14 protein-coding genes and 1 tRNA gene are annotated in these 14094 nt (G+C 29.1%); 9 read left to right on the top strand and 6 right to left on the bottom strand.

What is annotated here, in order from left to right; all coding sequences use genetic code 11:
- Window positions 1–3 precede the first annotated feature (3 nt).
- The 6 genes from BM072_RS13995 to BM072_RS13970 form a co-directional block, all read right to left on the bottom strand.
- Window positions 4–1101, bottom strand: a complete 1098-nt coding sequence (locus BM072_RS13995; RefSeq protein ID WP_092909813.1) for an efflux RND transporter periplasmic adaptor subunit — start codon at window positions 1099–1101, stop codon at window positions 4–6.
- A 3-nt stretch (window positions 1102–1104) separates the two neighbouring features.
- Complete coding sequence (locus BM072_RS13990; RefSeq protein WP_125112997.1) at window positions 1105–2355, bottom strand: TolC family protein; 1251 nt, start codon at window positions 2353–2355, stop codon at window positions 1105–1107.
- Window positions 2356–2484: 129 nt separating this feature from the next.
- The gene (locus BM072_RS13985) at window positions 2485–3825 is read right to left on the bottom strand and encodes a sensor histidine kinase (RefSeq protein ID WP_245752210.1); all 1341 of its coding nucleotides are present in this window, start codon (window positions 3823–3825) and stop codon (window positions 2485–2487) included.
- Between the two features lie 3 nt (window positions 3826–3828).
- Entirely contained in the window at window positions 3829–4506 is a 678-nt protein-coding gene (locus tag BM072_RS13980; protein WP_092909804.1) for a response regulator transcription factor, read from the bottom strand.
- Between the two features lie 110 nt (window positions 4507–4616).
- Window positions 4617–5261, bottom strand: a complete 645-nt coding sequence (locus BM072_RS13975; RefSeq protein WP_092909801.1) for a 2OG-Fe(II) oxygenase — start codon at window positions 5259–5261, stop codon at window positions 4617–4619.
- A gap of 281 nt (window positions 5262–5542) precedes the next feature.
- On the bottom strand, window positions 5543–6499 hold the full coding sequence (locus BM072_RS13970) for a hypothetical protein (RefSeq protein ID WP_092909796.1): 957 nt from the start codon (window positions 6497–6499) through the stop codon (window positions 5543–5545).
- A 92-nt stretch (window positions 6500–6591) separates the two neighbouring features.
- Here BM072_RS13970 and BM072_RS13965 point away from each other — a divergent pair, with 92 nt between their 5' ends.
- From BM072_RS13965 to BM072_RS13925, 9 genes are all read left to right on the top strand, one after another.
- Entirely contained in the window at window positions 6592–7155 is a 564-nt protein-coding gene (locus BM072_RS13965; protein WP_092909791.1) for an NADPH-dependent FMN reductase, read from the top strand.
- A 37-nt stretch (window positions 7156–7192) separates the two neighbouring features.
- Complete coding sequence (locus tag BM072_RS13960) at window positions 7193–7651, top strand: DUF1569 domain-containing protein (RefSeq protein ID WP_092909787.1); 459 nt, start codon at window positions 7193–7195, stop codon at window positions 7649–7651.
- A 285-nt stretch (window positions 7652–7936) separates the two neighbouring features.
- A complete protein-coding gene (gene pnuC / locus BM072_RS13955; RefSeq protein ID WP_092909782.1) occupies window positions 7937–8527 on the top strand; it encodes a nicotinamide riboside transporter PnuC in 591 nt (196 codons plus the stop codon).
- The gene (locus BM072_RS13950) at window positions 8520–9530 is read left to right on the top strand and encodes an acyl-CoA dehydrogenase family protein (protein WP_245752208.1); all 1011 of its coding nucleotides are present in this window, start codon (window positions 8520–8522) and stop codon (window positions 9528–9530) included. Before pnuC ends, BM072_RS13950 begins: the two co-directional genes overlap by 8 nt.
- A gap of 36 nt (window positions 9531–9566) precedes the next feature.
- Window positions 9567–9641: transfer RNA gene (locus BM072_RS13945), tRNA-Arg, on the top strand.
- A gap of 203 nt (window positions 9642–9844) precedes the next feature.
- Window positions 9845–10519, top strand: coding sequence for a hypothetical protein (locus BM072_RS13940; RefSeq protein WP_092909777.1), 675 nt, complete (start codon window positions 9845–9847; stop codon window positions 10517–10519).
- 503 nt (window positions 10520–11022) lie between these two features.
- Window positions 11023–12345, top strand: a complete 1323-nt coding sequence (locus tag BM072_RS13935; protein WP_092909774.1) for a T9SS type A sorting domain-containing protein — start codon at window positions 11023–11025, stop codon at window positions 12343–12345.
- A gap of 85 nt (window positions 12346–12430) precedes the next feature.
- Window positions 12431–13198, top strand: coding sequence for a sulfite exporter TauE/SafE family protein (locus BM072_RS13930; RefSeq protein ID WP_092909770.1), 768 nt, complete (start codon window positions 12431–12433; stop codon window positions 13196–13198).
- Window positions 13199–13981 (top strand): hypothetical protein, encoded by a 783-nt coding sequence (locus tag BM072_RS13925; RefSeq protein WP_092909765.1) that lies wholly within the window; start codon window positions 13199–13201, stop codon window positions 13979–13981.
- Window positions 13982–14094 lie beyond the last annotated feature (113 nt).

Here is a 14094-nt window from a genome sequence, read left to right as displayed (position 1 = left end):
TTCTTATTTGTTTAATTCTTCATAAATAACCAATGCATTTTTCGTGATAATTTGTTCATTTGGTGCAAATTTTTCGCTAACAAATGTATATTCTTCGTTGCTTGCAATAGGCGTTATTTTACGTGTTTCCATCTTACAATCCGAAGTATAAACCACAACATATTCTTTATTATTCTCAAAAACTTTGGCATTATTTGGAATCGCAAACGCTTTACCTGCCGTGGTATTTTTATCAATAATAATGTCGGCACTTAAACCTGGCATTAAGTTTAAATCTTGGTTTTCTAACACAACACGTGCTTTCAAAACGTGTTCATTATCGTCAAAAACATTGTATATTTTATCAATTTTACCAGCATACATACGGTCTGGATAAGCTACAGTGCGCACTTTTACAAAATCGCCTTTCTTAACATATTGCAAATTACTCGCATAAATATTAACCATTACCCACACCTGTTTTAGGTTAGAAATAGAAAACAAAGCATCGTCATTATCAGAAGTAATAGATTGCCCAACGCTCATATTTTTTTGAACAATGTAACCGTTTTTTGGTGCCAAAATTTGAAATTGACCGTTACCAACCGCGCGATACATTTTTAAAGTTGTATTGATTTTATCCAACTCTATTTGTGCAGCTTGCAATTCATGTTCGGCTTCCGAAAGTTCGGGTAAAGACGCCATTCCGTCATTCAATAATTCTTTTTTAGTTTTGATTTGCTTTCGAAATAAATCAATCTGACTTTGATGATATCGTTTTTGTTGCATTAAATCTTGTACTTCTGTCGATTTTACAACGCCCAAAACTTGACCTTGATTTACGAAATCGCCCAACTCAAAATTTACACGATCTACAACACCTTGCAATAAACTTTTGAAGGCGACCAAATCATTTTCGTTGTACTCAATTTTACCAGACAACGCTAATTGTTCGTAAATAGGTTGCTCTGAAATACGAACAATCTCGGTTGATTTTTTCAACTGATCATTCATACAAAACGTTTTTTCGGTTTGCTTTTCATCAACATTTTCTTCCTTATTTTTCTGACAACTTGTGAAAAATAAACTGTAAATGGCTAAAAAATAAATACTTTTTTTCATGTCTTAAAAATCTTTTCCTACGATATATTGTAACTCTTCGTACGTGTGTTCATACGTTTCTTGCAACTCCAAATAAGCTTGTTGTGCTTCGCGATAAGCCTGCGTAAAATCAATAAATTCGATTAAAGTGACTTGCTTATTTTGCAAATGCTTCTTATAATTATCAACCATTAAAAGTTGTTCTTCCTTTTTTTCTGACGACCAAAAAGTCAAACCTTCTTCTAATTTTTTTAATTGATTTTGCAAACGATCAATCGATTGATTCAATTCTAATTGATAGGCATTTTGATTTGTTAATTGCTGCTCAATCGAAATTTGCGCTGCTTTTATATTTCCTTTATTCGTATTAAAAACGGGTAAATCAACGCTAACGCCTACGCCAAAAAAATCGCGCATAATGTTTCCGCCACGGTCATAATTTAGCTGAAAAGTTAAATCGGGCGTTCGTTGCGCTTTTTCTAAAATCAATTGATTTTTGGCTAAATTCAACTCATTTTCTTGTCTTTTCAGTCCAATATTTTGATTTTTAGCACTATTTTTTAAATCAAACGGAAGTTGATTATGCAATTTTTTTGAAGTTAAAAATTGAAGTTGATCTATTTTTAAATCTGAATTTTGAGTTAATAATTGCAATTTACTCAAGACTTCCATTTTTTCATTTTCAAGTAAAACAGCTTCTTTTTGCAAACCCAATAATTCTGTCTGAATTCTATAAAAATCAGCTTTCGGTACGTTCTGTAAATTCGATTGTCGCTCGTATTGATTGCTCATTTGCGTAAACAAATTCAGCATATTTTGAAGTTGATTTTCTTCTTGATTGATACGTGAAAGCGAGTAAAACGATTGGCGCAATTCTTTTTTTAGTTCGCGCAACAATTCTTCATAATCAAACAACGCATTGTTTTTTTCTAATTGTTTAATCGCAACACGCTTTTTTCGTTTGCCAGCAGTTTCTATCAATTGTTCTAATTCCACAGAAATCTGCTGATTTTTACCGTATTTTCCGAATAAATAAGGTTGCTCTTCAATTTGATACGTTTTCCAAAGATTTACTTCAGAAATGCTAAGCGTAGGATTGTTCCACAGTTTTTCTTGCACAATTTCTGCATCAGCTTTATCAATATTGAACTTATTTGCGATCAATAAATAATTCTTCTGAAGAAATTGAGTTTCTAAATCCTGAATTGTGTACGATTGCGCTTGCAAAGTTGACACCATGCAAACGGCAATTGCCGATAAATAGAATGTTTTCACTTCAATACTTTTTTGAATTTCAAAATTAGTAACTGAAGATTAAGGTAAATTTTGAACTAGATTAAAAGTAGATTAGAGTTACTTTCGGGAAGATTTTTTATTAGGAATGACAGAAATAATAATCAAATTTTATTTAAAACTCAACTTTACAATCGTGCCTTTAGGTTGATTTTGTTCGATTTTTAAATCAATTTGATGAAAAGTAAAAATAATATTTGCCATCGAAAGTCCGATGCCTTTTCCTTGATAAGATTGTGTGTTTTGACCTCGAAAAAAGTTCTGTTTAATTTTTGCAAGATCATTTTCTAAAATTCCAATTCCTTGATCGATTATATGAATTTGAAGTTGTTGATTCACTTCTAAAAACTGAATCATAATCTGTTGATTATCTGAATATTTTATTGCATTTCCGATTAAATTATTCAACGCAACTTCCAATAATTTTTCGTTTCCTTGAATGCTTAATAATTGATTATTTACTACTTTTATATCCACATTTATTTTAGCATTGTGGTACAAAACAGCGTTTTCTATCACTTGCCAAACAATCTCGTCAATACGAATCGTTTTAAATTCAAAACTAGTTTTAGCACCAGAAAGCAACATCATTTGATCCAAAGTTTCCTGCAAATCATTGGTATATTGTTTCAATTGCAAAAGCACCAATTCATATTCTTCAGATGTGCGTTTTTTATGATTTGTAACTTCTAAAGTTCCCAATAAAGCCGTAATTGGCGTACGTAATTCGTGCGAAACATAATCAATAAAATTCTTTTGAACATTGAAAGTTTGCGCAATCCGATCTATAAAATGATTGTATGTTTTGACCAAATCTTCAATCTCTGAATACGATTTTTTTAAGACCAAAGGCTCGTTAAAATTTTTGGTATCACGTTCTTTTATTTGCTCAATAATTTTGGTAATTGGCTCGTAAGCAATGTAACCTAAATATTGCGAAAATAGATAAATAAACAACAAACCGATGATTGAAACGATGATTAAAATATGCAACAACGACTGCATTTGCTCGTTAAATTCGTCTTTTGATTGACGCGTAATCACAACAAAATCACCTTGATTATCATGGTAAAAAATACCGTTATAAAAAAAATGTTCTGAAGTAAAAAAATCATTTTTATTGATACGAACATTGTTCAAAAATTTTGGAGAAATGTTTGCATCAACATCCATATTACCATTAAACTTTTGGTTTAATGCATCATAAATCACAATATTTTTTCGAGAAATCGACTTTAACATTTGACTTTTTATATTTTCATGTTCCAACGTTGGCAATTCATCTTGTTCCAAATAATAAACTGCAGCCAAAAGCGATTTACTTTCTAAAGATTGAATCTCTTTTTTCTCCATTTGCGTGTAAAACGAGAAATAAATAACCGTAGAAACAATTAAAATAACAACGCTAAAAATAATGATTGAATACAGCGAAAGGCGATGTTTTAACTTCATAATTTAGGCTTTAAACATATAACCAACACCTTTTACCGTGTAAATATATTTGCTATTATTCTTCTCTATTTTATTGCGCAAATACGAAATATAAACGTCCACAACATTGGTATGATTGTCAAAAGTGATGCCCCAAACTGCATTTAAAATTTGAATTCGTGTTACGGTTTTATCTATATTTTCGATCAAATAATTCAGTAATTTAAACTCGCGCGGCGACAATTCAATTTCTTCTTCATTAATAGAAACTTTATATTGATTAAGATCGATTTCTAATGCGCCAAAAGTCAAAACATTAGAAATTGTTTCGTTTTGGCGAAACTGATTTCGACGTGTTAAGGCTTTAATTCGCGATAATAATTCATCAAAATGAAAAGGTTTTGTAATGTAATCGTCGGCACCATAATCCAAAGCAGAAACTTTATCTTGAACCGAATTTAGAGCGCTTAACATTAGAATAGGTGCAAATATTTTTTTGAAACGAAGTGTTTGTACCAACTGAATTCCGTCCATTCCGGGTAACATAATATCGCAGATTATTAAATCGAATTGAATGTTCAAGTAATTTTCCAACACCGATTCAGCATTTTTACATAAGGTTACCAAATGATTATTTTCTTCTAATCCTTTGATTAAGAAGTCGCTAATTCGTTTATCATCCTCAATAACAAGTATTTGCATTTAAAAAGTAATTTTTACAAAAATAGAAATTAAACTTCACTATTCGATTGATTTTGAATTTTCTAATGTAATTTTAATATACAAAAAAAGGCTTAATAAAAGCCTTTAAGTTATATAACACTTGTTGTGGATCTTGTTTTTAACCAACCGGTAATACTATATCGCGGTTTATTTACTTTTTTTACTTCGTGCGGAATAGTTTTACTATCAAAAATGGCTAAACGACCAGCCAAAGGCAAAATATTTAGTTCATTTTCCGTACCATTTTCGTTTGGTAAATAAAGTGCTAATTGCCCTCCGAAATCATCATTCCATTCTTCATCATTCAAATATAAAACGATAGAAAGCGTTCGTCTATCATCATTTTTAAACGCATCAATATGGCGTTGATAAAAGGTTCCTTCTGGATAAACTGCGTAATGAAACTCGCTTTCTTCTATTCCCAAATAACAAGTTTGGTTAAGATAAAGAATGAAATCATTTATTTTTTCGAAGAAAATTTCTTCTATTTTGGTCTTTTTACTTTCGTCAATCCAACGAATTTTATCACCACGAATAGACTTTACAATCTGCTCGTTTACTGCGTTTCCTATCGCAGCTTGATGAAAATCTTGTTGTGTATTTTGAAGAATCACATGATTCCGAAGTTCTTTGGTTTCTTCTGAAGAGAAAAAAAAGTCTGAAATAGAATATTTCTGATTCAATAAATCATCAATTATCTTTTCGTAAATTGGGTTTAATGTAATGTTACTCATTAATTATTATGAAAACTTCAGTAAAAGTAGTTTTTATTATAAAAAATGTAATGTGATTTTGTTTATATTTTACCTCAACTCTTCAAAATAATTATTTCATTGAATTCTAACCAAAAAGAAATCTATTTTACTATTAGATATGTAATTTATTAATTGTTTTTTTATCAATCATTCAAACAAAATAATTTAAAAAAGTAAATTTTACAGCTATTTAATTGTATTAAATTTAAAGTATCATTACAAAAAATACGTTTTTATTAAATTATCATTAATCTTTTGAATTAATTTAAAACCAACTTATCTAAATCCAACAATAAATAATTAATATTTTGATTAATTATACGCGTTGCCGATTGCATTTGATTTAACATTAATGTACGATTGTGTAAATCTTCTGCAATATATTCTCCACCACTACTAAAATTGACCGATTTATTTGCTTCTTCAATATTATTATCAAAATTAAGATTCAGCCAACGTTGTTTAATATTTGCAATAACCGATAAACCTCCCTTGTAATTAGAAAACTTTTTCTCGGTATACATGTACCAAACAAATGGCGGAAAGTTCTCGGATTCTAACTTTTGATTCCAAACATCTCGTAATAAATTACGACTATGTATAAACTCAACTTTTTTACCTTTCGGGTTTAAAGTCGCAAATCCTAAACCTGCACCAAGCACACCACCGCTAATATCTACCGCACTTCCCCAACTATCGCTTTTTATAATTCCACTCGCAATAGACGCCGCAGCACCAGCCACAATAGAATAAATAACCAGTTTATTGGTACGATTATCATTTATATTATCAACAAAATTTGCCATTTGTGCCACACGTTCTCCTTCGCAATCAAACTCGGCCGCAACAGCATCTAGCTCGGTTAAAGCAATTGTAATTTTACTATTTATCGAATTTTTAAGCTCTAAAACTTTTAATCTTGAATTGATTGTCGAATCCTTTTTCAGTTTAATTATTTCATCAACCTCATCAATATTTCCTAAAGCATTGAGAATTAAAATACTTTGATCAGAAAAATTATTCTTGAGATGATTGTTCGCAGTCAAAATAGAATCTGAATTATAAGAAGGTAATTTATTCTCATAATTATAATGATATGGCGCTTTACAATAACTGTCTTTTAAGGTTAAAATATTTTCGTTCATATTCTTATTATGCTGAGAAACACAAGAAAATAGCGAAATAATTGCAAAGAAAAAATATAGAATCTTTAACATAAGTGATTGGTTTGTTGTATCAAATTTAATATTTTATTTTATTCTTTTTATACAAAAAAACTTAACTTTAGTAGAATTAAAATCAACCCAATATGGCTAAAAAAACAATAGGACTTTTTGTCGGAAGTTTACGAAAAGATGCAAATTCTAAGAAAATTGCTAAAAATTTAATTAAAATGGCACCAGAAGATTTCGAGTTTAAAGTGATCGAAATTGGTGAATTACCTTTATATAACCAAGATTTTGATGATGATAACGAAGTTCCTGCGTCGTATACAACTTTCAGAAATGAGGTAGAAAACTTAGATGGTGTTATTTTTATTACGCCAGAATATAATCGCTCTGTGCCAGCTGTTATCAAAAATGCAATTGATGTTGCCTCTCGTCCGTATGGTAAAAATGTTTGGAATGCTAAACCAGGTGCGGTTATTAGTAGTTCGTCGGGTGCGATTGCTGGTTTTGCGGCAAATCATCATTTACGTCAATCATTAACTTTTGTAAATATCCCAACTATGCAACAACCAGAAGCTTATTTAGGGCATTTGAATACTGAATCTTTTGACGAAAATGGTCTGTTTAAAGACAAAGGAACGTATGGTTTTATACAAAAATTTGTTGATGCTTATATTGTTTGGTTTTATCAATTAACAAAATAAATGAATTAACTTCATCCAAATTATAAAAGAAGAGAAGATGTTTTTAGATTTTGAAAATAAAACAGATTTAATTGCTCGTTTACAGACTTTAAACGTAGACCAACAGCCAGAATGGGGAATTATGACACCGCAACATATGGTAGAACATTTGATTGTTTCGACTAAAATGTCGAACGGTGGATTTGTAATTCCATGCAGAACACCAAAAGAACATTTGCCAAAATATAGAGCTTTTTTTCTTGATGCGGATGCAGAAATGGATCGTGGAATAAAAGCTGGTGGTATGGAAGGTTTGTTAGATTTACGTTATCCATCTTTAGAAGCTGCGATAGAAAAATTAGAAAGTGAAATAGATAAATTTCATCAATTTTTTGAGAATAATCCTGATGCAAAAATCGTTAATCCTGTTTTAGATGAAATTGATTACAGCGATTGGAAAAGATTTCATAAAAAACATTTTACACATCATTTCAAGCAATTTGGATTGATAAAATAAATTCAAAAAAGCGAAACCTAAACAAGTTTCGCTTTTGTATTTTTATGAATGATGTGATAAAATTGAGATTAAAATTAAACCTATTAATTGGAAAGAAAAAATCAACTTTATTCATTTTTTTTAGGATATTTCGATATATCTATTGATATTTGAAACCGAATGGGGTGCTAATTTTTGGCTGAGAATATACCCAAGAACAATTTTGTTCTACACCTGATCCAGATAATGCTGGCGGAGGGATTGATGTTAATTATAACTTCTATCTCCTCATCAAAAAAAATAAAAATGATGAAGGAAATTATTTTACAAACAACTTGGCAAGAATGGCTAGGTGTGGTTTTTTCAATTTTTCAAGTGGTTTTAGCGCGATACAATAATCCGAAGAATTATTTTTTCGGGATTGCAGGTATTTTACTTACGCTAGTTGTCATGTTTAATTCTAAACTTTATGCAGAATTTACATTAAATATTTACTATTTAGTTATGAGTATTTATGGTTTATTGTATTGGAAATATGGACAACATAAAGATGAAATCGAAATATCAAAAACCAATACAAAAGAATGGGGAATTGTTAGTTTAATTGTCTTATCAAGTTTTATTATCTTTTACTTTTCTTTATCAAATTTCACCGATTCTGATGTGCCTATTTGGGATTCTATTGTTAGCGCATTTGCATGGGCTGGAATGTGGTTAATGGCAAAACGAAAACTAGAAAACTGGGTTTTATTAAACATTAGCAACATTATCTCTATTCCATTAATGATTCATAAAGACCTCTATTTATATGCAATTCTATCAATTATCTTATTTTGTGTCGCAATTTCTGGTTATCTAAATTGGAGAAAAATTTTAAATAATCGCCAAAATGCATAACGTACAATCTATTCGAGAAAATTTATTAAATGTAGAGTTATTTAATCCAGAAATAATCGAATTAATAGCAACTAATAATTGGTTAAATATTTGGGTTCCGAAACAATACAATGGTTTAGGTTTAACTTTTTCCGAAGGACTCAAAATTTTACAAACCATATCTAAAATAGATGGAAGTTTAGGCTGGTTTGTGACTTTATGTAGTGGTGCAAATTACTTTTCGAGGAACTTAATTCCCTCTGTTGCATTCGAACTATTTTCGAATCAAAAAACATGCTTCGGAGGAAGTGGAATGATTGGCGGAACTGCCGAAAAAATAAACGATACTTATCTTATAAATGGTTTATGGCATTACGCAACTGGCGCGCCATATTTAACTCATTTTACACTTAATGCACAGGTTTTAGAAAATGGACAACCATTGGTTGACGAAAATAATCAACCAAAAATTTTATCTTTTATTCTAGACAAATCTCAAGTAAAATTGATTTCAACATGGAAATCTATGGGTATGATTGCAACATCCTCTCATAGTTTTGAAGTTGTTAATCAAACCGTACATCAAGATTATAGTTTTGTTTACAATACTTTTTTTAGCGATGATTTGGTAGATAAAATTCCGTTTCGGGTTTTTGCTGATTTAACATTATTGGTTAATTATATTGGAATGACTGAGCATTTTTTAGAAAAAAGTTTAGAAATAATTACTTTTTCAATTAAAGAAAAACTTCAGCTTTTTTTAAACAAAACAACGCTTCAACTTTTAGATTATGCAAAACAAGTGGAAGATTTATTGCTTAAAAATCATACTATTGAGGATGATTTTCTAGAAGAAATTCATCAATTTGGAACAGAAACTGTTTCAGCACTTACAACTTATATTCTTGAAATTTATCCACAACTTGGAATTAGAGCTTCAAAGTTAAATGAAGAAATTAATCAAATTTTTAGAGATTTTTTTACAGCAACTCAACACCGAAATTTCAGACAAACATTTTCTTAAAACCCTTCTATTTACCTATATTTACTAAACTTTTTAGGCTGCGTAATTTAATGGATAGAATATCAGATTCCGGTTCTGATAATATGGGTTCGAGTCCCATCGTGGTCACCACAATGAGGATTTTAATTAATCCTCATTTTTCTTTATATACCCAATGGATTTTCCCCATTCAAAATCAAAATATTAGATATAAATAAAGAATTAATAAAAAGGTGTTCGGTATATAATAATTGTGCAAAATCGAATAAACTTTAATACAATTTACAATATGACATTTTAGTAATTAATAACTAAATTTGATAAATTTTGAAGAAATGAAGAAAAAACTAAAAAAAGAATTACAAAAATATACCATTTGGATTATCATTCTATTCTTACTCCCTCTAATTACTTATATAATTGTTTTTGCAAAACATGGATTATCAATAGAAACAAAAACTTGGTCTGATTTTGGAAGTTTTATAGGAGGATTTAGTACTCTAATTTTTGGTGCTGCAAACTTATTCTTTTTACTAAAAATATCATTTACTATTTATAATTTAGAAGAGAAAAGAAATAAACAAAATCAAATTCAATCTGTAAAACCTTTAGGTGTAATTATATCATTTCATAGTTTAACTAATAATTATATACTACTTGAAATTCATAATAATGGTATCGGTCCAATGATAATAAAAAACACAAATTTTGAATTAAATAACAAATCTTATAACAATATAAGAACGCTTATTGAAGATAATTTAAGTATATCAAATTTAAAACCTTTACTTAGAAGTAATAACATATCAGATGGAATTTCAATACCTTCAAACAGTAAAATAGAATTAATGTGGCTAACTGTTGATGAAAGCTCAAATTTTAATTATTCAGAAGAAAATATTCAAAATGCAATGAATAGAATAATCACAGAAATGAATAAAATAAAAACTAAAATAACGTATACTGATATCCTTAAATCAAAAGATTATATTTTAAAAAATAACTACTAAAATAAAACCTCATACTTATGAGGTTTTATTTTATACTTTAAGCAGACTCACAAACTCGATTAATCCACTGAAAAATTATTTCAAAGTGTTCGGTAGATAACTCATTATGGTCACAAATAAAAAACTCTCCTAACTTTATTTATTTGTCAATTCTTTGTTTAAAAAACAATTAATAACTCTACAATATCAATCTATTACGTTAAATAATATATTTTCAAATAAATTTGGATACCTAATTTCAATAAATAAAATGTTTTTTCTTGATTACGTTCTATTTCATTAAAATTCTTTTCAAAATATTTTATTCAAAATTTAAGCTAATAAATTTCACACAACCAAGACTTAATGTATTGAAAATAAATGCATTAATTTATCTTTTTTTATTCTTAACATCATAAGAATAGTTTTTCTAGAAGTTCGATAGAGTACTCATTATAATCACTTTTATTCATTTTTTTAGTTTTTTTTTCTTAGTTTAGTGTTATAATTAATTAACACATATTATGAAAAAACAATTACTAACTTTATTATCGTTAGCGATAGTATCAATTTCTTTTGGTCAATCATGGACTACACAAAACTCTAAAGTTCCAGTTTCTGGAGCAGGTTTAAGTAGAATATCTATTAAAGATGCAAATATTGCATGGGCATCTTTTTATAATGGAAATCCAGGTGCTCCAAGTCAATATTTAAAATATGTTAGCGTTACTGCTAATGGAGGAACAACTTGGACAAGTAAATTAGTTTCTAATCTTCCTACTAATGCACTTATCTCAGATATTCAAACTATTGATTCACAAAAAGCATTTATTGTTACAGCACCAGAAAGTGGTTCTGGAGCTGCAAATGGGTTATGGAAAACAGAAAACGGAGGTACATCTTGGACTAAAGTAACTGGAGTATTTTCTAATGCATCTTTTGGAAACATTGTATATTTTTGGGACACAAACAACGGAATTGTTATTGGTGACCCTGTAAATGGTAAATATGAAATGTACAAAACAACTGATGGTGGAAACTCTTGGTCTGTTTTAACAACTGCTCCTTCTCAAACAAATGATGATTATGGATATGTTGGAGGAAAAGTTGTTTTCGGAGAAAACATGTGGTTAACTTCAAACACTGGTAAAATTTTACATACAGCAGATAGAGGTTTAACTTGGAAATCTTATTTTGCACCTATTGATGATTTTGAGGGGGAAGAAGTAAATGGTAGTATGTCATTTTCTAGTGCTACTTACGGTTTAATAGTGGACAATAGCTCAACATTATGGTTTACTGAAGATGGAGGTCAAAATTGGGACATAAAAGCTTCTGATAGTTATTTTGATGGAGATATTAAATACGTACCTGGTTCAACTAATACATTCATATCAACAGGTATCAATGGTAGTTCATCTTTAGGAACAGGTTCAGCTTATTCTAATGATGGTGGACAAAATTGGACAGTGATAGAGTCTGGTACACAAACTGGTACTCTTGGCGCTTATGATTGTAATACAGTTTGGGCTGGTCAATTTACTTCTGATGCAGCTGGTACAGGTGGTTTATTAAAATTAGATGGTGGTGTACCTAATTGTTCATTAGCAGTTAATGACCAAGTTTTATCTAAAGTTGAATTAAAAGCAGTTGTTAACGCAAATACTTTAAATATTATTGCTAGTAAAGAAGTTAAAAGTGTTTTAGTTGGTGACATGACAGGTAGAAAATTAACTGAAGTTAATTCTAAAAATGTAAATGTTTCAAACTTAAAACCAGGAGTTTATTATGCTCGTGTAGCTTACGCAGACGGAGCATTTGGAACAGTTAAATTTATTATCAAATAATTTTAGACTAAAATTATAATTATAAAAAGGACAAAGCATAGCTTTGTCCTTTTCTATTTTCTACCTTTGCCGAAATTTAGATTTTTTGGAAACCGAACTTTTATTTTATTTATGCTCTGCCGCATTTTGTGCAGGTTTTATAGACTCTATTGTTGGCGGTGGCGGACTTATACAAACACCATTAGCACTCGCATTTTTACCACAATTACCAGTTTCTACTGTAATTGGAACATTAAAAATCCCTGCATTTAGCGGAACTGCCTTAGCTACAATACAATACCTGAAAAAAGTAAAAATAGATTGGAAACTTTTTGCAATAATGGCCTCATTATCTTTTGTTTCTGCATTTTTAGGTTCTCATTTATTAACTATTGTTAGTAATGATTTTATGAAACCTGTTTTGCTATTTATTCTAATTACTTTGGCTATTTATACTATTTTCAAAAAAGATTTTGGTCAAGCAAAAGAGAAAGATATTCCGTACAATATTGCTTTAATCAATGGCTGTATAGTTAGTATTGTGGTTGGTTTTTACGATGGTTTTATAGGTCCAGCAACGGGAACTTTTTTTATTTTAGGATTCGTTACACTTTTAGGAATGGATTTTTTAAAAGCAAATACCAATGCAAAACTAATCAACTTGGCAACCAATTTTGGTTCGATTTGTTTGTTTCTTATAAAAGGAAAAATAATTTGGTCAATTGCTCTACCTATGGCATTTTTTAATGCACTTGGCGGTTATATTGGTGCTAAAGTTGCTATAAATAAAGGAAATAAGTTTATTCGTTACATATTTATTTTGGTAATCCTTTTATCAATTTGTAGATTTGGTTACGAAGTAATTTTCAAATAAATGAAATCAATTTTTTATCTTCTTATTTACCTATTTTTTCTACAATTTTCTTATGCACAAACATTTGTCTTAGAAGATTCAATTTCGATTGAAAATAAGGTTATCAAAAAAATTGATACGGATCTTAATCAATCACTTTATTTAATTTCCGAAACAAAAATTGAGAAGATATTTTCCAATAAAAAAACAAAAACGTACAATTCTAGAAATATTATTTCTTCGATAGATTCTAGTAATCCATTGCGTTTGTATATTTATTCTAATTTTAATCGTTTGGATATTTTGGATGAACAACTTAATCCAATTCAAGATCCAATTACAATTTCGTCTACAGATTTTATGCCAGCAGCGCTAAAAGTTGTAGACAATCAATTTTGTTGGTTTTATGATATTATCGGAAATAAGCTAGTTTATTACAATTATCAACTTCAAAAACCCATTTTAAACTCAAAATCAGTTTATTTAAAGAATAATGATCAATCCATAGAAAATATTCATGTTTACAAAAACTTAGTATTTCTAAAAGCTCCGAAAACAATCTATGTGTATGATGATTACGGAAATTTCAAAACTAATTTTATGTTAGAAACTGAAAATTCACCGTTTCATTTTTATAAAAATGCACTTTTTTACATAAAAAACAATAAACTGTTTTCTATAAATTTAGAAAATCAACAAACTACACCTTTTTTAGATTTGGTTGATGTAAAAAGTATTGCTTTTAATGAAACTAATTTATTCACCTTAACTAACAATTATATTTACGTTTACGGAATTAAATAATTATTTTATTCTGATATTCAAAAACTTAAATCATTTATTTTTATTATTATATCTAAAAATAAGCAATTAAAAATTCATTCTAAATAATTTATTGATTCAGATTTGAATCCAAA

Source organism: Algoriella xinjiangensis (assembly GCF_900115015.1).
Classification (GTDB): Bacteria; Bacteroidota; Bacteroidia; order Flavobacteriales; family Weeksellaceae; genus Empedobacter; species Empedobacter xinjiangensis.
This window is presented reverse-complemented; position numbering and strand designations above follow the sequence as displayed.

Coding starts and splice junctions, on each gene's coding strand:
- BM072_RS13985 (WP_245752210.1), bottom strand. CDS start 3,825: ATGAAGTTAAAACATCGCCTTTCGCTGTATTCAATCATTATTTTTAGC.
- BM072_RS13975 (WP_092909801.1), bottom strand. CDS start 5,261: ATGAGTAACATTACATTAAACCCAATTTACGAAAAGATAATTGATGAT.
- BM072_RS13925 (WP_092909765.1), top strand. CDS start 13,199: ATGAAATCAATTTTTTATCTTCTTATTTACCTATTTTTTCTACAATTT.
- BM072_RS13995 (WP_092909813.1), bottom strand. CDS start 1,101: ATGAAAAAAAGTATTTATTTTTTAGCCATTTACAGTTTATTTTTCACA.
- BM072_RS13980 (WP_092909804.1), bottom strand. CDS start 4,506: ATGCAAATACTTGTTATTGAGGATGATAAACGAATTAGCGACTTCTTA.
- BM072_RS13960 (WP_092909787.1), top strand. CDS start 7,193: ATGTTTTTAGATTTTGAAAATAAAACAGATTTAATTGCTCGTTTACAG.
- BM072_RS13970 (WP_092909796.1), bottom strand. CDS start 6,499: ATGTTAAAGATTCTATATTTTTTCTTTGCAATTATTTCGCTATTTTCT.
- pnuC (WP_092909782.1), top strand. CDS start 7,937: ATGATGAAGGAAATTATTTTACAAACAACTTGGCAAGAATGGCTAGGT.
- BM072_RS13940 (WP_092909777.1), top strand. CDS start 9,845: ATGAAGAAAAAACTAAAAAAAGAATTACAAAAATATACCATTTGGATT.
- BM072_RS13965 (WP_092909791.1), top strand. CDS start 6,592: ATGGCTAAAAAAACAATAGGACTTTTTGTCGGAAGTTTACGAAAAGAT.
- BM072_RS13935 (WP_092909774.1), top strand. CDS start 11,023: ATGAAAAAACAATTACTAACTTTATTATCGTTAGCGATAGTATCAATT.
- BM072_RS13950 (WP_245752208.1), top strand. CDS start 8,520: ATGCATAACGTACAATCTATTCGAGAAAATTTATTAAATGTAGAGTTA.